The organism is Acinetobacter sp. A47, from assembly GCF_000805455.1.
GTDB lineage: Bacteria > Pseudomonadota > Gammaproteobacteria > Pseudomonadales > Moraxellaceae > Acinetobacter.
The window spans coordinates 291,344-311,593 of record NZ_JSUS01000001.1; the positions used below are offsets into that span (position 1 = coordinate 291,344).

21 protein-coding genes and 1 tRNA gene are annotated in these 20,250 nt (G+C 44.9%); 12 read left to right on the forward strand and 10 right to left on the reverse strand.

The genetic code is table 11. From position 1 onward, the window contains the following. The first annotated feature begins 2 nt into the window (after nucleotides 1–2). The 4 genes from OC23_RS01285 (at nucleotide 3) to OC23_RS01300 (ending at nucleotide 4,620) form a co-directional block, all read left to right on the forward strand. Nucleotides 3–1,013, forward strand: a complete 1,011-nt coding sequence (locus OC23_RS01285; RefSeq protein ID WP_038342577.1) for an ABC transporter permease — start codon at nucleotides 3–5, stop codon at nucleotides 1,011–1,013. Further along, nucleotides 991–2,580 (forward strand): ABC transporter ATP-binding protein, encoded by a 1,590-nt coding sequence (locus tag OC23_RS01290; protein ID WP_038342209.1) that lies wholly within the window; start codon nucleotides 991–993, stop codon nucleotides 2,578–2,580. Before OC23_RS01285 ends, OC23_RS01290 begins: the two co-directional genes overlap by 23 nt. Before the next feature lie 129 nt (nucleotides 2,581–2,709). After that, nucleotides 2,710–3,954 (forward strand): NADH:flavin oxidoreductase/NADH oxidase family protein, encoded by a 1,245-nt coding sequence (locus OC23_RS01295; RefSeq protein WP_038342210.1) that lies wholly within the window; start codon nucleotides 2,710–2,712, stop codon nucleotides 3,952–3,954. Between the two features lie 120 nt (nucleotides 3,955–4,074). Then, nucleotides 4,075–4,620, forward strand: a complete 546-nt coding sequence (locus OC23_RS01300; RefSeq protein WP_038342211.1) for a DUF2726 domain-containing protein — start codon at nucleotides 4,075–4,077, stop codon at nucleotides 4,618–4,620. 70 nt (nucleotides 4,621–4,690) lie between these two features. On the opposite strand, the gene OC23_RS01305 is transcribed toward OC23_RS01300, so the two are convergent. The 3 genes from OC23_RS01305 to pyrC form a co-directional block, all read right to left on the reverse strand. Next, nucleotides 4,691–4,766: transfer RNA gene (locus OC23_RS01305), tRNA-Glu, on the reverse strand. Nucleotides 4,767–4,785: 19 nt separating this feature from the next. Beyond that, complete coding sequence (rnt, locus tag OC23_RS01310) at nucleotides 4,786–5,451, reverse strand: ribonuclease T (protein ID WP_038342212.1); 666 nt, start codon at nucleotides 5,449–5,451, stop codon at nucleotides 4,786–4,788. Then, nucleotides 5,436–6,470, reverse strand: coding sequence for a dihydroorotase (pyrC, locus tag OC23_RS01315; protein WP_038342213.1), 1,035 nt, complete (start codon nucleotides 6,468–6,470; stop codon nucleotides 5,436–5,438). Before pyrC ends, rnt begins: the two co-directional genes overlap by 16 nt. 162 nt (nucleotides 6,471–6,632) lie before the next feature. Here pyrC and OC23_RS01320 point away from each other — a divergent pair, with 162 nt between their 5' ends. Then, nucleotides 6,633–7,910, forward strand: coding sequence for a diguanylate cyclase (locus OC23_RS01320; protein WP_038342214.1), 1,278 nt, complete (start codon nucleotides 6,633–6,635; stop codon nucleotides 7,908–7,910). 55 nt (nucleotides 7,911–7,965) lie between these two features. Here the strand turns inward: OC23_RS01320 and OC23_RS01325 are convergent, their stop codons facing one another. After that, nucleotides 7,966–9,165: a L,D-transpeptidase family protein gene (locus tag OC23_RS01325; RefSeq protein ID WP_038342215.1), complete on the reverse strand. Its 1,200-nt coding sequence runs from the start codon at nucleotides 9,163–9,165 to the stop codon at nucleotides 7,966–7,968. A gap of 199 nt (nucleotides 9,166–9,364) precedes the next feature. Between OC23_RS01325 and hemE the strand changes: the two genes are divergently transcribed. The 5 genes from hemE (at nucleotide 9,365) to OC23_RS01350 (ending at nucleotide 14,745) form a co-directional block, all read left to right on the forward strand. Next, entirely contained in the window at nucleotides 9,365–10,438 is a 1,074-nt protein-coding gene (hemE, locus tag OC23_RS01330) for a uroporphyrinogen decarboxylase (protein WP_038342216.1), read from the forward strand. 44 nt (nucleotides 10,439–10,482) lie between these two features. Then, entirely contained in the window at nucleotides 10,483–11,277 is a 795-nt protein-coding gene (locus tag OC23_RS01335) for a DUF817 family protein (RefSeq protein WP_038342217.1), read from the forward strand. 172 nt (nucleotides 11,278–11,449) lie between these two features. Further along, a complete protein-coding gene (locus tag OC23_RS01340; protein ID WP_038342218.1) occupies nucleotides 11,450–11,920 on the forward strand; it encodes a DUF3015 family protein in 471 nt (156 codons plus the stop codon). A gap of 81 nt (nucleotides 11,921–12,001) precedes the next feature. Further along, nucleotides 12,002–13,882, forward strand: coding sequence for a DUF4105 domain-containing protein (locus OC23_RS01345; protein ID WP_038342219.1), 1,881 nt, complete (start codon nucleotides 12,002–12,004; stop codon nucleotides 13,880–13,882). A 2-nt stretch (nucleotides 13,883–13,884) separates the two neighbouring features. Beyond that, nucleotides 13,885–14,745: a PoNe immunity protein domain-containing protein gene (locus OC23_RS01350; RefSeq protein ID WP_038342220.1), complete on the forward strand. Its 861-nt coding sequence runs from the start codon at nucleotides 13,885–13,887 to the stop codon at nucleotides 14,743–14,745. On the opposite strand, the gene OC23_RS01355 is transcribed toward OC23_RS01350, so the two are convergent. The 4 genes from OC23_RS01355 to OC23_RS01370 form a co-directional block, all read right to left on the reverse strand. Further along, nucleotides 14,724–15,086, reverse strand: coding sequence for a cupin domain-containing protein (locus OC23_RS01355; RefSeq protein WP_038342221.1), 363 nt, complete (start codon nucleotides 15,084–15,086; stop codon nucleotides 14,724–14,726). The two genes, OC23_RS01350 and OC23_RS01355, sit on opposite strands and share 22 nt — an antisense overlap. A gap of 13 nt (nucleotides 15,087–15,099) precedes the next feature. Then, the gene (folE, locus tag OC23_RS01360) at nucleotides 15,100–15,648 is read right to left on the reverse strand and encodes a GTP cyclohydrolase I FolE (protein ID WP_171194729.1); all 549 of its coding nucleotides are present in this window, start codon (nucleotides 15,646–15,648) and stop codon (nucleotides 15,100–15,102) included. Between the two features lie 91 nt (nucleotides 15,649–15,739). Beyond that, nucleotides 15,740–16,426, reverse strand: a complete 687-nt coding sequence (locus OC23_RS01365) for a Smr/MutS family protein (RefSeq protein ID WP_038342223.1) — start codon at nucleotides 16,424–16,426, stop codon at nucleotides 15,740–15,742. A 195-nt stretch (nucleotides 16,427–16,621) separates the two neighbouring features. Continuing rightward, on the reverse strand, nucleotides 16,622–17,224 hold the full coding sequence (locus OC23_RS01370) for a TetR/AcrR family transcriptional regulator (RefSeq protein ID WP_038342224.1): 603 nt from the start codon (nucleotides 17,222–17,224) through the stop codon (nucleotides 16,622–16,624). Between the two features lie 82 nt (nucleotides 17,225–17,306). On the opposite strand from OC23_RS01370, the gene OC23_RS01375 reads away from it, so the two are divergent. Beyond that, entirely contained in the window at nucleotides 17,307–18,044 is a 738-nt protein-coding gene (locus tag OC23_RS01375) for a hypothetical protein (RefSeq protein ID WP_052209125.1), read from the forward strand. 69 nt (nucleotides 18,045–18,113) lie between these two features. On the opposite strand, the gene trpC is transcribed toward OC23_RS01375, so the two are convergent. After that, on the reverse strand, nucleotides 18,114–18,920 hold the full coding sequence (gene trpC, locus OC23_RS01380) for an indole-3-glycerol phosphate synthase TrpC (protein ID WP_038342225.1): 807 nt from the start codon (nucleotides 18,918–18,920) through the stop codon (nucleotides 18,114–18,116). Nucleotides 18,921–18,929: 9 nt separating this feature from the next. Continuing rightward, the gene (trpD, locus tag OC23_RS01385; RefSeq protein WP_038342580.1) at nucleotides 18,930–19,979 is read right to left on the reverse strand and encodes an anthranilate phosphoribosyltransferase; all 1,050 of its coding nucleotides are present in this window, start codon (nucleotides 19,977–19,979) and stop codon (nucleotides 18,930–18,932) included. Between the two features lie 99 nt (nucleotides 19,980–20,078). Here trpD and OC23_RS19105 point away from each other — a divergent pair, with 99 nt between their 5' ends. Beyond that, the gene (locus tag OC23_RS19105) at nucleotides 20,079–20,216 is read left to right on the forward strand and encodes a hypothetical protein (RefSeq protein WP_161792249.1); all 138 of its coding nucleotides are present in this window, start codon (nucleotides 20,079–20,081) and stop codon (nucleotides 20,214–20,216) included. The last annotated feature ends 34 nt before the right edge of the window (nucleotides 20,217–20,250 follow it).

A 20,250-nucleotide genomic window follows, 5' to 3' on the forward strand; every position in this document is an offset into this window, starting at 1 on the left:
TGATGTCACCTTTGATGCGTGCACGATTCGGGCGTTTCCGGCAAAATAAACTCGGCTTTGGCTGTCTGATCCTGTTTCTGATCATTTTTGTGCTGTCCTTGCTGGCCGAGCTGATCGCCAACGATAAACCGTTGCTGGTCCGTTATGAGCAGTCCTTTTATTTTCCAGTGCTAAAGGATTATCCGGAAACCACCTTTGGTGGAGCATTTGAAACTGCGGCCGACTATCAGGACCCGGTTGTAAAACAGCTGATACAGGCGCATGGCTGGATGATTTCTCCACCTGTGGCTTTTTCCTATCAGACGCCTAATCTGTCGCTTGCGGTCCCTGTACCTTCTGCACCGAGTGCGCAGAACTGGCTGGGTACCGATGATCAGGGGCGTGATGTATTTGCCCGAATCCTGTATGGATTGCGGATATCTTTATTATTCGGATTTGTGCTTACATGTTGCTCAGCAGGAATAGGCATAATGGTCGGGGCTATACAGGGCTATTATGGAGGCTGGGTAGACCTGATCGGACAGAGAGTCCTGGAAGTATGGGGAGGATTACCCATGCTGTTTATCGTGATGATTCTGGTCAGTATGTTTAGTCCGAGTGTGTACTGGCTGTTTGTGATCATGTTGCTATTTGGCTGGACGGAACTGGTCGGGCTGGTACGGGCCGAATTTCTACGTGCCCGCAATCTGGATTATGTTCGGGCAGCACAGGCTCTGGGCGTGAGCCATCACAAGATTATCGTTAAGCATATATTACCCAATGCCATGAGCTCCAGCCTGTCACAGATTCCGTTTATGCTGACTGCAAATATTATTGCCTTGACTGCCCTGGATTTTCTGGGCTATGGCCTTCCAGCCGATGCAGCTTCACTTGGTGAGCTGCTATTGCAGGGCAAAAATAATCTGGATGCGCCGTGGCTGGTGTTGTCGGGGTTTTTTAGCCTGGCAATTGTTTTGTCTTTACTGATTTATATCGGGGAGGCGGCACGAGATGCTTTTGACCCAAGAAGCTAAACTATCTCGGTTTCAACCTCTGCTTAACGTACAGCAGCTCAGTATTTGTAGCGGAGCTAAAACGCTGCTTGAACAGGTAAGTTTTGTGGTTTATCCGGCACAGACCGTTGCCATGGTCGGGGAGAGCGGTTCGGGTAAATCTATTACTGTACTGGCACTGCTGGGTTTATTGCCTACGGCATTGAGCGTGTCCGGGGCTGTGCAATTTCAGGGTCAGGATTTACTAGGGCTCAGCCAGACACAATTGCAGCACATACGTGGCAAAAAAATTGCCATGATTTTTCAGGAACCGATGACTGCATTGAACCCTTTGCATACCGTGGAAAAAATGATCAGGGAAAGCCTGCTTTTACAGGGACATGCAAAAGCGAGGGTAGCGCAACACACGCTCAACCTGTTACATGAGGTGGGCCTGACTGAAGCAGAACAGATTTTAAAATGCTACCCCCATGAGCTGTCGGGCGGTCAACGTCAGCGTGTGATGATTGCCATGGCTCTGGCGTTAGAGCCAGATATTCTGATTGCTGACGAACCCACGACAGCTCTGGATGTCGTGTTACAGGCACAGGTGGTGAGTTTGCTCAAAAAAATACAGCAACAACGGCAGATGGCGATGATCTTAATCAGTCACGACCTGCATCTGGTGAAGCAATATGCAGATCATGTGGTCGTACTGAATCAGGGGCAGATCGAAGAGCAGGGAAGCAGTGCTGAAATTTTTACGCAACCTCAGAGTGCCTATACACAAAATTTATTAAATCATGATTTTGGGCAAGCTTTGACCTTACAAGCGACCAAGCCTGTACTTGAACTTAAACAGGTCACAGTAACATATCCATTAAAACGGGGTTTATTGAATCGGGTACAGTCTTATCAGATTGCCGCTGAATCCATCAGCTGCCGGCTCATGCAAGGTGAGGCGCTGGGCATTGTCGGGGAAAGTGGTTCAGGCAAGTCCTCGATTGCCTTGGCGATTGCCCGCTTGATTGCCAGTCAGGGCGAAATCATTTTTCAGACTCAAGACCTGAACCGGCTGAATCAGAAACAGCTTCGACCGGTTCGCAGTGAGTTGCAAATTGTTTTTCAGGACCCGTTCAGCAGTTTAAATCCACGGATGACCGTCGAGCAGAGTCTTGCCGAAGCACTCGGATTACACACGATATCCCGGCAACAGCGGGCTGCAAGAATTACCGAAGTCTTGCTCAAGGTCGAGTTGGCTGCTGAGGATAAGCACAAATACCCGCATCAGCTTTCAGGCGGACAACGGCAACGGGTAGCGCTGGCACGGGCGTTGGTGGTGCAACCAAAACTGATTATTCTGGATGAACCCACTTCGGCCCTGGATCGGTCTACCCAGCTTGCCATCATTCAGTTATTACGGCGTTTACAACAGCAAGAGCAGATCAGTTATGTGTTCATTAGTCATGACTTGCAAGTCATAAAGGCCCTGTGTCAAAAAGTGTTGGTGATGCATCATGGAAAAGTTGTGGAATATCAGTCCACTGTCACTTTATTTGCTCAGCCCCAGACTGAATATACCCGTCAGCTCATTGCTGCCAGCGGGTAGCCGGGCAGCACTTCCTGATATTGTAAATAAACTGACATGTGGTATTGTCAATTTGTCGGAATAGCTATTGACACCAATATTAATCGGATTAAATTAGAGTAAACGCTCTAATCGGGACAGAGGATGATCATGAGTCAGATTGCAGACAGTATCCAGATACGCAATACCACATTTAAGAATCGCATTATCAAAGGGGCAATGAGTGAAGCGCTTGCCAATGATGCAGGGCAGCCGAATGATGTGCTGATTGGCTTATATGAAGCCTGGGCAAAAGGCGGTCTGGGATGTGCCGTTACCGGCAATGTCATGGTCAATATTGAAGCCAAGAATGAACCGGGTGTAGTTGCAATCGAAACTGAACGTGATCTGGAAAAGTTAAAACAATGGGCCGCTGTCGGCAAAAAATATGGCATGGTGCAGTTGATCCAGTTATCACATCCGGGACGCCAATGCCCAAAAGGTTTAAATAAGGAAACAGTCGCTCCTTCAGCAGTCCCTTTTAGTCCGGTACTGGCAACCATGTTTGGTACTCCGCGTGAACTGACGCATGAAGAAATTCTGGATATTGTCCAGCGTTTTGCGACCGCCGCTGCGGTCTGTGAAAAGGCAGGTTTTGAAGGGGTGCAGTTTCATGGAGCACACGGTTATCTGATCAGCCAGTTTTTATCGCCTTTGACCAATAAGCGTACTGACCAGTGGGGCGGTTCAATCGAGAACCGGATGCGTTTCTTGCTGGAAATCTATCGGGCCGTGCGTGCGGCAACCTCTGAAGATTTCATCATTTCGGTTAAATTGAATTCGGCTGATTTCCAGCGTGGGGGAATTACCGAAGAAGATGTGATTACTGTATTTAAAGCCATTGATGCAGCCGGTGTTGATATTATTGAAATTTCGGGCGGAACTTATGAGGCACCTGCGATGGCAGGTGTGAAAGCTGAAAAAAGGAAGGCCAGCACCATCGCCCGTGAAGCATACTTTTTAGAGTTTGCCGAAAAGATCCGTGAGCATGTGTCATGCAAACTGATGGTGACTGGTGGCTTTCGTACCGTTGCCGGAATGAATGCAGCATTGGCAAGTGGGGCATGTGATTTTATCGGGATTGCAAGGCCTTTGGCTGTTGAACCGGATTTGCCGGCGCGTTTAATTGCAGGTCATGATGTACGTTATGCCGTCAAACCGATTAAAACCGGCATTCCCTTTGTCGATAAAATGGCAATCATGGAAATTATCTGGTATGCAGCACAATTCAAGGCCATTGGCCTGGGCAAAAAGCCAAACCCGAAACTGTCTCCTTTATTGGTATTCCTGAATTATGCCAAAGGCAATATCAAGGCTGTAGTCAAAGGCCGGGTCAATTCACGGAAGTCTGCATAATGATTTTAGGGCTCTGCGGAGCCCTTTTTATTTTAATTATGGTTTAAACACTGCTGGATTAAGTTCTTTTGTTCGCTTGATTTTTTCATTTAGAATATTTCCTGTATGAGGGGGATATTTATGATTTGGATCATTATTTTAATTATTGTCTTTACAATTATAATTTTGGTTTTAGGCAATACAAATAAAGCAAAAAAAGCAAGTATGCGTAGTCCGATTAAGGGTAAACGTGTGCTAACCATGAATGAACAACCAACCTTTCTAAGGTTAAGGGAAGCCTTGCCAGAACATATTATTTTGGCTCAGGTTGCATTTAGTGCATTCATGACAGCTCAGGGTTATGCGACTCGAAATTTGTTTAACCGGAAGGTTGCTGATTTTGTGGTGTTAGATAAGCAGTTTAATATTGTGGCTGTTGTTGAGCTTGATGATTCATCCCATCGGGGAAAAGAAGATAAGGATGCGCATAGAGACAGTTTAATTGTTGAGGCTGGGCATCGGATCATCCGTTATGCAAGAACACCTGATATAGAGCAGATTAAGCAAGATTTTGGGATAAGTGTTGTGGAGGCTACCACAATTGAAACTGAAAATCCGGAGAAAACGGCATTTGTTGCCGAAGCCTTTGTTTTTGAAACCGAAACAAAACAACAAAAAGGCTGGTAATTGTTATAGGCTAGATTTTGATTAAATAAAAAAAGCCACTGTCTGAATGATGCAGTGGCTTTTTTGAATTTGGCGTCCCTACGGGGATTCGAACCCCGGTTACCGCCGTGAAAGGGCGATGTCCTAGGCCTCTAGACGATAGGGACTTCTTGAGGTGGGTGTATATTAGGGCTCTGTCACCAAAGTGTCAAGAAGGTGAGGAGACAGTTTGTTCAAAATATAGCAAAACAGTTCTGCTGTCTTCTGGGTATCGTATAACGCAGAGTGCGCTTCTTTACCATCAAACTCGATTCCAGCCTGAATACAGGCACGTGCCAATACGGTTTGTCCAAACATCACCGCACTCAACGTAACAGTATCGAATACCGAAAAGCTATGGAACGGGTTCTGGTTTTTGGTACCAGAGCGTGCAATGGCTGCTTGCAGGAAACCTAGATCAAAGTGTGCATTATGTCCCACCAAGACCGCATGGGTACATTGCTGGGCCTTGCGAACTTCATTTAAAGATTTGAAAATACGGCGTAAAGCAGTACGTTCATCTTCAGCCATAGCGATACGCATTGGATTGAATGGATCAATCCCGATAAAATCCAGAGAGCGGCGATCCAGATTGGCTCCTTCAAACGGATTGATATGGGCCTGAAATGCCGGCCCCGGCACGAATTGGCCATGCTCATCATAGACAATTGGAATGCAGGCAATTTCAAGCAAGGCATCGGTTTGTGAATTAAAACCCGCGGTTTCAACATCAACCACAACAGGTAAAAATCCACGAAAACGCTGGCCAATCACAGGAGCTTTGTTTTCTTCTTGTGTCACACTTTTCTCCATTGCAGGGTCTTGCCAGCATGAAGTGGAATGATTTTTTGATCTTCAAGATAATCAAAAGAGTCGGCAACGGTATGCTCTTCCTTGATCAACGTGATGGTTGACGTATTACGCGGTAAACCATAGAAGTCAGCACCAAACATACTCGCAAAGCCTTCCAGACGGTCAAGTTTGCCTACCTGGTCAAATGCCTGTGCATAAAGCTCGATAGCATTTGGTGCACTATAGCAGCCTGCACATCCACAAGCATTTTCTTTGGCATTTTGCGCATGTGGGGCGCTATCTGTACCAAGGAAGAATTTTGGGTTACCGCTGGTGGCGACTTCCAGCAATGTCGTCTGATGGGTTTGACGTTTCAAGATCGGTAAGCAGTAGAAATGAGGCTTGACGCCGCCAACCAGCATGTCATTACGGTTAAACAGTAAATGTTGAGGGGTAATGGTCGCTGCAACGTTACGGTCTTGCTCAAGCACAAAATTGGCCGCATCACTTGTTGTAATATGTTCTAACACGACTTTTAATTGAGGGAACTGGCGGAGTAACGGTGCAAGTACTTCGTCCAGGAACCTTTTTTCACGATCAAAAATATCCACATGATTGTGGGTGACTTCACCGTGTAGCAATAAAGGTACCTGATATTCCTCAAGCTTTTCAATAACGCCATATACCTTGCGGATATCGCTTACGCCATTGTCCGAATTGGTCGTTGCACCGGCGGGGTAGAGTTTAATGGCATTGACCGACTCGGATTCCTTGATTTTACGGACTTCATCTGGCGAGGTATGGTCAGTAAAATAAAGTACCATGCGCGGGTCAAAGTTAAGGCCTTCAGGAACATGGGCAAGAATACGCTCACGGTACGCTAAAGCTTCTTCAACCGTTTTAACCGGTGGAACCAGATTCGGCATACAAATTGCGCGTGCAAACTGCTTGGCCAGATCAGGAACAGTACGTTTTAAAGCTAAACCATCACGCAGGTGTGCGTGCCAATCATCGGGTTGTAAAAGTGTAAGAGTATTCAAGGTCTACTTCAAACTTAAAAATAATACAAATAATAATGCATAAAGTGTGAAAATGGTAACTAGAATTACGGATAAGTGGTTAAGCAAAGCGCATGACAAAATGAGAAATTGTGTTATTTTTATGCGGCACAAGAATAGTGCATTGTAAAAAGAGTAGTCGGGATGGATAACCAGTATGATCTTGATCAATTACGGCGGTCGAAAGAAGATCTAGAGCAACTTGTTGCCCAGCATGTCCAGTCCAAAAATGCCCATCAGATGTTACCCCGGCAACTCGAAAATGAATTCTGGCGGTTTAACATTGACCGGACACGAAGTAATGCCATCCAGTTTTTTGGACAGGGGGTGATTACCTATACTATTTTTGTGCTGTTGATCTTACCCTCCAACTTTATTGTCATTCGCAACAGCGACAATTTCGTGCTGGACTTTGTTTACAGTATTCTCAGCCTGATTGTGGTGGGCATGGCACTTTTCCTGTTTTGGGCCGTTTCCCGTTTTAAACAGGCTGGTTCCATCTTTTATCCTGCCGTCTGCAGTATTGTTTTTTTAACGATCGTATTGAGCTCATTATTAATGATGAGTGTCTCTAACCTGGTCTTGCAGAATCAGGCCATGGTGCTGGTTGCTTTCCTGTATATGCTGGGTTTTATCCTGAGTGGCATTCGGCCTGTCCATATGTTGTGGATTGGTGCTTTTGCGGCGGCGACCATTCTGCTGTTTTTATATATATTGAATATTCCCGGCGATGTGTTAATGATTGGCAGAACGCTGATCGGAAGCCTGCTTCTGGGGTTCTCAATTAGTGTCATGCTGACCTCCAAAGAACGAAAAATATTTATCAAGTCAAAGATTTCAGAAATTGATGAGCAGATTTTAAGAATTCAGGCTTCCGAATTGCTGCATTTAAGCCAGCATGATGAGCTGACCAATGTATCCAATCGGCGTACCTTTGAAGAAATGTTCAGTCATTATTATGAGCAGGCCTGTAAAGACAGGAAGGCCTTATCGGTACTGTTTATCGATATCGATTATTTTAAAAACTATAATGATTTTTATGGTCACCAGATGGGAGATCAGGTCATTTCCGAAATTGCAAAAACCATAAAGAGTGCGATCCGGCATATGGATTTTGTGGCGCGCTATGGTGGCGAAGAGTTTGTGGTATTACTGCCTGAAACACCGGCTCAGGGAGCTTATGCGGTTGCAACCAATATATATCGGGCCATTGACCGTTTAATGATTCCACACCAGAAGTCGCTGGTTTCACGCTATGTCACCATCAGTCTGGGTATTACGGTGTTTAATGGCAATCCGGCGATTCGTCAGGAAAAGCTGATTCATACTGCCGATAAAGCCTTATACCGTGCCAAGCAGCTTGGCCGTAACCAGATCTACTATCAGCCATTGACCAGTGAAGAAACAATGTCTGGAGAATAAAAAAACCGGATATCAAACTGATATCCGGTTTGGCTGGATGGGTCAATCCTGAAGATTATTCAAGGAATTTGACCGTCACGCCTGAACGGACTTTACCGCCCAGATCATTGGCATCCCAGTTGGTCAGACGGATACAGCCATGCGATGCAGTCTTGGAAATTAAAGACGGGTTTGGTGTACCGTGAATACCAAATGATTTTTTGCTCAAACCGATCCAGATATTACCCACTGGGGCATTCGGGCCTGGTGGTAAAGTAAGTGGCTTCAGGTTTTTGCCTTGTACAAAGTTTGATGGCGAATAGCTGTAGTACGGGTTGCGGGCAACACCGACGACTTTATATGTACCTGTTGGTGAAGGGGTGTCCGAACTACCGATGGTTGCCGGGAATGATGCAATCATCTGGTTACGGCTGTTAAACAAATACAGCTGACGTGCACCTTTATGTGCCACAATCAGGTGGATGTCTTCAGGTAAATCATTGCGGACATTGGCAACAATAATTTTTTCACCCGGCTTTTTAAAGGTAGCAGTCGGATTAAGCTTTTTCAGGAAAGCTTCGTCCATATGGAACTTTTCACCCAGCATTTCTGTGACACGGGTGTAATACAAGCCTTTCATTTTTGCTTGCAGGGCGTAGTCTGACGGAATTGAATCGGCATACGGCCCTTTAAAGTCAGCATCCGTCGTGGTGTATTCGACATAGGCTGGTTTGGTCTGTTTGGCAACCAGCGCATCCCAGGTTTCTTTGTTGAGCTGGCCTGTTGGAGTAATACCATTCATCTGCTGGAATGATGCAATGGCTTTGAGGGTATTTTTACCATTTGAACCGTCAATTGCCCCAGGAGAAGCATGTGAATTGTTCAGCATCACATGGGCACGCGCGTAGGCAGGAAGCTGTCCTTTTGGCAAATCTGCAGGCCATTCAGCATTATTCATGCTGTCCAGTGTCCATGAAATTTTAGCTGCTGGGGCTGCTGTTTTGCTTGAATCCGGGGTGTTTTCTAGTTTTTGCGATACAGCAGAAGCAGCACCGGTATCAACCTGAGGTTCAGATGCAGCCTGGGCAGCCACGCCAGATGCGGGTTGTGCCGCAACAGCTGATGCAGGGCGCTCAATCGCCAGAGGATCAATTGGATCTTGTACTGAGCCTGCGATTTTTTTTGGATTTAATGGTTGCTCAGTTGTTGGAGCAGCAAAAGCAACATTAGCAAGAATACAACTTAAACTCATAGCGAGTAATGAGCGAACAAACATGTAATTCAACCTTATGAATTATTCATATTGAGATATAAGATATTGCAAGTATTACAGAAAATGAGCCTGCTTGCAGTAGCAGTTTTGTGTCAAAGCGAAAATTTATTTTAAGTCAGGAAGTTTGTATGGATTTCAAATTATAAATTCCAGCCTAACTTTGTTATCATGCGCGTTATATGAAAAGATTTAGAGATGGTTAATGACAACGTTGAAAAATGATCGTTTTTTACGAGCTTTGTTACGTGAACCTGTAGACACTACACCGGTATGGATGATGCGTCAGGCAGGGCGTTATTTACCAGAATATCGGGAAACACGCGCTCAGGCTGGTGATTTCCTTTCTTTGTGCAAGAATACCGAATTTGCCTGTGAAGTAACTTTACAGCCCTTGCGTCGTTATGAACTCGATGCGGCAATTCTGTTTTCAGATATCTTAACGGTTCCCGATGCTCTGGGGTTAGGACTGTACTTTGAAACCGGTGAAGGTCCGAAGTTCCATAAAACGGTACGTACCGAACAGGACGTTGCCAATCTGCTTAAACTCAATGCCAAGTCCGATCTGGCCTATGTCATGAATGCAGTTTCGACCATTCGTTCTGCTTTGGGCGGTCAGGTGCCATTAATCGGTTTTTCGGGCAGTCCCTGGACACTGGCTACCTATATGATTGAAGGTGGTTCAAGTAAAGAGTTCCGTTTTACCAAGCAGATGATGTATGCGCAGCCAGAAGTTTTGCATGCTTTACTGAATCATCTTGCAGATTCAGTGATTGATTACCTCAATGCCCAGATTGATGCAGGTGCTCAGGCGATCCAGATTTTTGACAGTTGGGGCGGTGCACTGGCGCATAGAGAATATGTTGAGTTTTCCCTGAACTATATGACCAAAATCATTGCTGGGCTGCAACGGGAAAAAGACGGCCGCCGTATTCCGGTGATTGTGTTTACCAAAGGTGGCGGGCAGTGGCTGGAAAATATGCTGACTACAGGTGCAGATGCATTCGGTCTGGACTGGACCACACCGCTATATACCGCACGTGAAGTCATGGCAGGTCGGGCGGCCTTGCAAGGTAATCTGGACCCGGCGGTACTTTATGGTTCAGCCGCTTCAATTGAGAAATCGGTCAAAGCCATGCTGGATGATGCTTATGCCAATGGTGAAAAAACTGGTTATATTGCCAACCTGGGGCATGGGATTACCCAGTGGGTTGATCCGGCACAGCCGAAGATTTTTGTGGACACCGTACATGAATACAGCGCGAAATATTTAGGCTGATATTGAACAGACACTTCAATCTTAAACACGCCAGGATCAGTTTCGTGCAGTTGATTGTATTACCACTCAGTTTTATTACTAAGGCAGCTTCGGCTGCCTTATTTGGGTTATTGTTGCTGATTGCCTTTGCAGTCACTGCACCGATGGGAAGCCACGAATATGGAGGCTTCTTCCGCTATGACTACTTGCTGTTTTATGCATTGATCATTCAGGTATGCCTGATCTATTTAAAGCTGGAATCATGGGCCGAGGCAAAGGTGATTGCCTTGTTTCACATCATGGCAATGGGGATGGAGATCTTTTTGACCCATCCGGCAATTGCTTCCTGGCAATATCCGCAACCTGCCGTATTTAAATTGTGGACTGTACCCTTGTTTGCAGGTTTTATGTATTCGGCTGTGGGGAGTTTTTTTGCCCGTTCTTTACGCTTGTATCAGGTTTCATTCGAAGCTCTGCCACGTTTTAGCAGCATGTTGTGTCTGGCGGTGTTATCGTATTTAAACTTTATGACCAAGTTTTTCATTCCGGATATCCGGATCGCTTTATTTGTCTGGAGTGTGCTGATTTTCTGGAACACCAGACTGCATTTTCAATTGCAGCAGCATCGCTTTAAGGTGCCGATGTTGCCTGTGTTGTTGCTATTGGCTTTTTTGATCTGGGTTGCTGAAAATATCAGCACCTTTTATAAAATCTGGCTTTATCCAAGTCAGGTCGATGCCTGGCATATGGTGGGGTGGGGCAAGCTCGGGTCCTGGTATCTGTTATTATTACTCAGTCTGGTGCTGGTATTAAAGATTTTGGGAACGCGCGATAAACATGGCGCATGGCGGTTAAATTAAGCCAGCGGGTTGAGGGGCGCTTGCCCCTTATATGAATATTTCAGATATATTGCAAAATTTAATTGCTAAAACAGGCCAAGCTGGTTATTTTAATTTCTGTGTAAGCAGAATTACACAACACAATAGTGATAACAAAGCGTTAAAAAAATAATTGATACTGGAGATCATTCCTATGTTAAAAAAAATTGCATTCGCTGCATTATTGGCTGCTGGCTCGACGGTAGCAATGGCAGATAATGATGTGGGCTGTGGTGTGGGTACACAAGTTTGGGCGGGTAAAAAAGGTGTTGCACCAAAAATTCTGGCTGCAACGACCAATGGTATCTTTACCAACCAGCTACTCGGTATTACGTTTGGTACTTTAGGCTGCCGTCAGGGTGGTACGGTTACGGCACAGGTCGTGACATTTACCAATGAAAATGCAGAGTCTTTGGCGCGTGATATGGCAGTGGGTCAGGGCGAAAGCCTAAATGTACTGGCTGAATTGATGCAGATCAAGGCCAGCGATAAAGCACGTTTCTTTGCTGTTTCTAAAGCCAATTTTGCGCAAATTTATTCAAGTAAAAATACGAACTCGCTTCAGGTGTTAGATGCTTTGCAAAGTGTGATGGCAAAAGACGCCGTGCTGAAAGCATACGTTTAATTTACTGTCTGATAAAACCCTGTCTTGATGGCAGGGTTTTCTTATACTTGATTTTTCATACCTAAAAATATTTGCTGCTGAATGAAATTAATTACTTTTGCAATAGCGTCTTTGCTGTGCCATTTTGCCCATGCTACGGTTGAATCCGATGCAGACAAATATTTAGACCTTGCTCAACAAAAACAATTAGACCGGCACATCACATGGCAACGCCTGCTGTATGCCGATCAGCAACAACACAGTGAAGTGACCTATAGCGGATATTTCTACGCAGAAGATGGAAAAACGAATCTAAAACATGAATTACAGGCAGACATTAAGGCCTTATTTGTTGGGGCTGCCGATAACCAGTCAATCCGGTGCAAATTTCCTGCACGCAGCCGCTGGTTAATGCAGCAGCTTCAAATTGCCCCCCAACAGCTTCCCACAGTCAGTTGTCCTGAGTTTGCAGACTGGATTAATCAGATCAAGCCTTATAAAGCCACGCTGATTTATGCCACAGATTTTATGGGCAATCCGAGTTCCATGTTTGGGCACACCTTGTTACGCCTTGATCCGAAAGACCAGAAGCAGCTGAATCTGGTGTCATACGCAGTCAATTATGCGGCTACCGTAAAAGGTGAAGACAACTGGTCTTATGCATGGAAAGGCTTAACCGGACAGTATCCCGGTGAATATTCATTAATGCCGTATTACCGCAAGGTCAAGGAATATGGTGATTTTGAGAGCCGTGATTTGTGGGAGTACGAACTCAATCTGACACCGGAAGAAACCCGCTTTCTGGTGGAGCATATCTGGGAAATGCAGCACGTCAGTTTTCCCTACTATTTTGTCAGCGATAACTGCGCCTACCGTCTACTTGGCTTGATTGATCTGGTGCGGCCACATTTAAACCTGAAACAGCAGTTCAGTTATGCTGCGATTCCGATTGAAACCTTAAAAGCGGTTGATCGGCAAAATCTGGTCAAAGAGGTGGTATACCGGCCTGCACTGGAATCCCAGTTACTTGCTCAAGCCAAACAGCATGGCACAGCTTTGGCAAAAGTTGCACATAAAGTCGCCTTTAACGAGGTCGAACAGACACAGCCAATTCTCAAAAATTACAGTCAGTCTGAGCAGGCCAAAATTCTTGAGATGGCCTATGACGATTTATACCTGCAATTTATTAGCCGTAAAGTTGATACTGATTTTGCCCAACCACAACTGCGCCAGCTCCTTGCTGAGCGTAGTCAGATTCCGGTGGATAAACAACGTCAGGAACCGACCCGACCACAGAAACAGCCGGTCGAAGGGCATCATGCACGTAATATTTCAGTCAATGTGGGTGAAGTACAAGGCCAGAGTTTTGTTGAGCTAGGCCATCGTCAGGCCTACCATGATCTGATTGATCCTCAAGGCGGTTACCGTACCGGCACACAATTACTGTTTCTGGATGGCAGCCTGCAATATCGTGATGACAAGCTTAAACTTGAGCATCTGGATGTATTATCGGTCAATTCATATAATCCGATTCAACCTTTTAAATCGCCCTTCAGCTGGGGATTTAATCTGGGCTGGAAACAGGAAGCCATTGAAAACGGACAGTTTAGCGAAGATAAACAACATGGCGTGATGAACCTGAACATGCAAGCTGGCTATAGTCTGGCAGATTATGACCGTCAACATATTTGCTATGGTCAGCTGCAAAGTCATATTCAAGGTGGCAAAGCGCTGGATAAAGGCTGGCGCGTTGGTGTCGGGCCAACGGTTGGCTGTATGAATCAATGGTCAGACAAAATTAACAGCGTGGTACAGGTAGAGTTGCCGTACTGGCAAGATTTAAGTCAATGGAATTTAAGAGTTGCTACCCAGCTACAATATAGCCTGAGTACCAGTCATGCTGTACGTTTGAATTGGGATTTTGAGCAGCAGGATCATCAGGACTGGAATAAGCTAGGTCTAGCTTATGTACGGTTTTTTTAATCATGTATCATATTGATCAAGCTCATGAATTTGAAAAACTACACCAGCTGCTTGAGGAGCTAAACGGTGTTGTTTCCGATGCACAGAACTGGAGAGTATCGTATCCCGGGTCTTTTGATCACTGGAACAGTATCAAAGAGCAAATCATTGAATATAAACAGAATGAGTATTTGTTTTTTGATTCGTGTCGCCCGGAAACTAGCGATATTTATCAGTTATTAGAACTGGAAATCCATTTTAAAAATTTCTGTCTCGAGATGACCTATCTGATTCGTCTCGGCTATGATCTTGGCCTGGCAGCCCGCCAGATCCGTGAACTTTATCTGTCTGTCTATGCGTTCTGGTTGGCTTATGCGGATTTACTTGCTCTGATTCAACAGCAGGGCCATGCGACGGGTATCACTCCGATTCAACTCGCAACAGACTATGCGCATGCCTTGTTATTGCTGTGCTGTGCCATCTGTTATGGCGATGAAAGTGATATTGTAAAAATAATTGACGGGTTACTGGGTTATCCTTCCGACTGTTTCATTGATCTGATCAGTTATCCTTACCTTGAGGTAGAAACCATCAGTCCCGATTATGCGGTCAACTATCCGTTTCAACAGCTCGATCAGCTCCTGAATACCAGCGTAGAGGCCTCAACCTTAGGGGGATATGTCCAGCAGATCGAGCAGGACCAGCAACAAGGCAAATACTGGTCAAAGAAGTTTTTTCATCAAATTGCACTATTTGGAAAATGGCGCTTTGAAGCCTTGATTATCGCTAAACTGTATCAAATTGACCTGAATGAAATGACGCAATATCAGAGTTTTCCAGAGGCATTTTCAAAAATATCTGATCAGACCTCTGTAATCACATAATATTTTTTGACGGCTTCTACCACTTCAAAGGTTCCGGCAAATGCAGGTGGAATAATACCTGCATGGCCAGCAGTCACTTCAATAAAGTCATTGCTTTTGGCATCATGGATGCGCACAACGCCTTCAATGACCTGAAAGAATTCTTGCTTGTTTTCAGCAAATTGAATCTTCCATGCACCGACTTCACACTGCCAGATGCCACACTGCATATGCGGATGTTCATACAGGCTATAGGTAAGCCGTTCAGGATTACCCTGAACCAGGCGGTCTGGCCGAGGATAATCAATGCTGGCTTCACTTTGTATTAAATGACCGAAACCGGCGAGCTGAATCGATGACATCTCAGTACCTGGATCAATAGCTTTCTGGTACAGCGCTTAAAAATTCACGACGGGACTCTTTATCGGTTTTGAATTCACCAATAAAAGAAACCGTACGTGTGGTCGATTCTTGCTTGCCCACACCACGCATCATCATACACATATGTGCAGAGTCAATCACCACAGCAACACCACGCGCCTGGGTGACCTGGGCAACAGCTTCAGCAATCTGCTGGGTCAGGTTTTCCTGAACCTGCAAGCGGCGCGCAAACATCTCGGTAATGCGAGCAAATTTTGACAGGCCCAGTACCTGTCCTTCAGGTAAATAGGCGATATGCACGCGACCATAAAATGGCAATAAGTGATGTTCGCAAAGCGAATAGAATTCGATGTTTTTAACCAATACCATCTCGTGGTTATCGGAAGGGAAGAGTGCGCTATTCGTAACTTCCTCAAGGGTTTTGCTATAACCGGAAGTTAAAAAAGAAAAAGCTTTCGCCGCACGCATCGGGGTATCTTGTAAGCCCGGGCGATTTAGATCTTCACCAACGGCAGTTAAGATATTTGCGTACGATTGCTGCATAGACATAACAATGTTCACTTAGGTAGGTTGAACAAAAACGGCAATTGTATCAGAAAACGATTAAAAATCTTAATTTTGATATAAATGCCGATTATTGCTTATATTTCGGGTTTTTTTCAGCGCGTTTGAGCAACACCAGCACAGCACCGGTGCCACCCTGATTTTCAGGGGCACTGACAAATGCCAATACATCACGGTGTTGTCTCAGCCAGCCATTCACATAGGTTTTTAAAATCGCTTCCGGGCCTTTACCATGCACAATCTTGATGACATTCTGGTTTTCATCTTTGGCCATCTGGATAATTTGCAAAACCGCTGCACGCGCCTGTTCAACGGTACAACCATGCAAATCCACTGCTTCAAACCAGCGAATTTTACCGGCTTTTAAGTCTTCAAAGACTTTATGTTGCAAGGTGGCAATGCGATAGCTCAAGGCAGCCTGACTTGCAACCGGGTTCAAGATCGCCTGGGTATCTGAAATTTCGGTTAGCTCTTGCTCGGCACCACCTTCTGCTGCAGCACGTTTTGCCAGTGTCTGGGCATCAACTTTTTTGCTACGCGTCACTTTGGTATCGGCAATATTGTTATTGTCGATGGGTTTGACCCCAAGCAGGGCTTTTTTAAACAGTTCTGTATCTTCCAATTCTTCAGCAGCTTGAGCCTTTTTTGACTCGGCTTGCTTGGCAATCGCGCTGGATTGAGGATGAGAGATTTGCTTTTTAAAGGCTTTCAGCAGGTTGTACTGATCTTTAGAAAGCGATGAATCATGTTTACTCATAATTTTAGAACAATAGGCAAGATACCAGAGAGGTGTGAAATTATAGTCTGAAACCGAGATAATTTGAACCGATTGTATACATGCTCATTGTATGAGTTAAAAAGTTAAATAGTCCAACCATTCTATATGATCAAAAATGAATGTTTTTAAATGCTTATAATATTTCTGTCCTGTAAATCTGTCAGGTAGTGTCCATCAAGGATGATAATAAGAAAGCGCTCTTTGGGCAAAAAAAGCAATATCCTGATCTGATATGGCATCTCCAGTAATGAAAACCCGATAAAATATAGGTGCGGCGGCGAGCTCAAAAAAATCACGAACCTGTGTTGAAGCAGACAATTCACCGCGTTGAATGGCTCGGTCAATCAGGGGGTTTGCTAACAAGAAACGCTCTTCCCAAAAATGTTTCCTTGCGGTTTGCACCTGTTCATCAGAGCCTAAGCTTGCTTTTAGAAGGTTGAGGATAAAGGGGCCAGACAGGCTGCTCACAATATTTTTTAAAAACAGGCAGAGATCTTGAAGCGTATCGCCTGTATCGGGTAACACCACATCTGCTTTGATTCTTGTGGATACTACATCCAGAATAAGTTCAATTTTAGACGGCCAACGGCGATAAATCGTGGTTTTGTTGACCTGTGCCAGTTTTGCAATTTCTGGTATTTCAATATTTTCATAATCTGTTGTTAGCAGTAATTGATAAGTTGCCTGATGTATTGCTGTCACTATTTTTTCAGCACGTCCGCCGGGACGTCTTTGTTTTTTGACTTCTGATTCTGTATTTAGCATCTGACCATTCATCCAAAACTGCATATACTGCTTTATATCACCCACTAAAGCAACTATAGTTGCTTTAGTGGGTGATATAAAGGGTGATTCTTCAATGTATTCTAACATTCAGGTTTATATAAACGGTCAGAACATAGCAAATGCCGAGATACTTCAATGGGAAAAGCGACGGGCCCGTCTCGTATTAAAAAAACTGGGACTGAGTTCTAACAGCAATGATTTAATTGTGCTCAGACAGCTGTTGCTTAAAAGAAAGCGTGAATTGGGGCAAGAGGGAATTAAAGCACGTCTGAAAAACGAGTTAAGAATTTCAGATTTTGTTGCGAAACTGATTGCACGTTTATCATTTGGCTATCGCCGATTAAGTATGACTGAAATATTTGTAGAAAATGCGCGGGCAGAGCAGTTTGTAGAATGGTTTGAAACCTGTACTAAACAGAACAATGAAGACGCGATGCTGGCTGGAACGCCTGATCATTACCTTATTTCAACGGCGCATGGTGTTCAGGAAGTGATTGAAACCAATGGAGGCTCACCTTTAGCAGCCCATTTCTATATCGACTACAAAAACTTATCCAGCTTACGTTCAGATAGTGATCCAGACTTTCCTTTGCAAATCGCAGGTGTTGCAAGATCACGTCATGGCTTGGCCATTGGTGGAGTTCGGCATCAATTCCGGAACGAGGGGAATGGTTTTAGGGCAAAATTAACGGTTGAATATCCTTTGTTGATTTTGCCAACCGTCATTTCAGGACATCAATGGCATCTGGCAAATGAGTTTTCTAACTGGAACAGTATTGCATTTGGATGGTCATTGAGTGAGAAAAACTAGTCCACTTATTCTTTTTATACATCGAGAGATCGAGGCTCAAGCTAGAATTTTACCTTGAGCCTGATTCACTTAAATTTGCTTAGGCTGACCAAACAATTCATTAAACGCCTGATCTGGGCGAGGTTGCTTCATAAAACTTTCACCGACCAGGAAAGTATGAATGTCATGGGCTTGCATCATGTCTACATCTGCAGGTGTGGCGATGCCACTTTCAGTAACCAAGGTGCGAGAGGCAGGTAATAATTTCTTTAAACGCAATGAGGTGTTTAAATCTACATCAAAGGTTTTTAGATTACGGTTGTTGACACCCAGAATGCATTGCTCAGACAGCTTTAAAGCACGTTCTAATTCATATTCATCATGCACTTCAACCAGCACATCCAGCTGTTGCTCAAAGGCCGTTTTCGACATTTCTTCCAGCTGTTGATCAGATAGGCAGGCCACGATCAGTAAAATACAATCGGCCTGTAACGCACGTGCTTCAACCACGTTATAAGGATCAACCAGAAAGTCTTTGCGCAAGGCAGGCAGGGCACAATGCTGACGTGCAATGGCAATATTTTCATCGGCGCCCTGAAAGAAATCCACATCCGTTAATACAGATAGGCAAGCAGCACCGGCCTGTTCATACTGCTGGGCAATTTCTGCCGGATTAAAATCCGCACGAATCACGCCTTTAGACGGCGATGCTTTCTTAATTTCGGCAATCACGGCCGGGCGTTTATGTTGCAAGGCCTTTGCAAAACCACGTACCGGGCTTGCCTGTTTTGCCCATTGTTCAACGTCGTGTAAGCTACGTTGTTTTAACCGTGCTGCCAGCTCCTCATGTTTGCGGTCAACAATTTTACCTAAAATGGTATTTTGAATATCGATCATGAGAAGTCCTTAGTCTGCCTGATATTGTTTCAATGTTTTGGTAAATTCAGCGAGAATGCTCATTTTTTCCAAGGCCTGTCCGCCATAAAGAATATCCTGAGCCAGCTCAACGGCCTGTTTATAGGTTTTGGTAATCCCTGCAACGTAAATCCCTGCACCTGCATTAAGGGCAATCATGTTGGCGGCCTTTTCACCAGTCGCCGATTTGTCACGGCTTAACGCATCCTTGATCAGCTTTAAACTTTCTTCCGAGCTATTCACCACTAAACCTGACAAGGTCTGAGAGGGGATGCCGACATCGTCCGGATTGAGTATCCATTCGGTGACTTCGCCATCTTTTAGTTCAGCCACAGTGGTGGGTGCAGCCAGACTGATTTCATCCAGTCCATCTTTAGAATGTACCACCAGTACATGAGTCGCCCCCAGCTGTTTTAATACCTCGGCAATCGGACGGCACAATTCATCTGAAAATACGCCAATCACAAAGCGGTTAACACCCGCCGGATTGGTCAATGGGCCAAGCAAGTTGAAAATACTCCGAATGCCCAATTCACGACGTGGTGCAGCAGCGTATTTCATGGCTTTGTGATGATTTGGTGCAAACAGGAAACCGACGCCAATTTCACGGATACAACGTTCGGTTTGCTGCATATCCAGATCAAGATGGATACCGGCCTGTTCGAGTAAGTCTGAAGAACCCGATTTGCTCGACACGCCACGGTTACCGTGTTTGGCAATGGTCGCCCCCGCAGCAGCAATGACAAAGCTGGAAGCGGTAGAAACATTAAACAGGTTCTGGCCATCACCGCCAGTACCGACGATATCCACCAGATGTGGCAGGTCGCTGACATCAATCTTGATGGCAAATTCACGCATGATACGAGCAGCTGCGGTCATTTCATCAATACTTTCACCTTTCATGCGCAAGCCCATCATCAGCGCACCGATCTGGGCCTCTGTGGCTTCGCCCTGCATGATACTGCGCATGACATCTTCCATTTGGGACTGGGTTAGATGAATGTTCTTGGTAATGTGATTCAGCGCCTGTTGGATATTCATAGTCATGAGTTATAGCATCAATGATTAAAATTTTGTGTGGGGTCGGTTATCAGGATAGAGGTTTGGCTTGATGTGATCCAGTTTCACAAGCTGCGAGTTATGTTAGCAGAAAATAAGCAAAGATTTTTGTTGTTGCCGCAGAGTTTTGAAAAAATTGCTGTTGTATGGGCGCTTCCGGCATTGATCAGTTCAACGGCTTTGTTGAAAAAGGTTTTAATTTATTCTGAGTTTTTATGATAAATAATCAAGCTTTTGGTATATCTTAATCTTA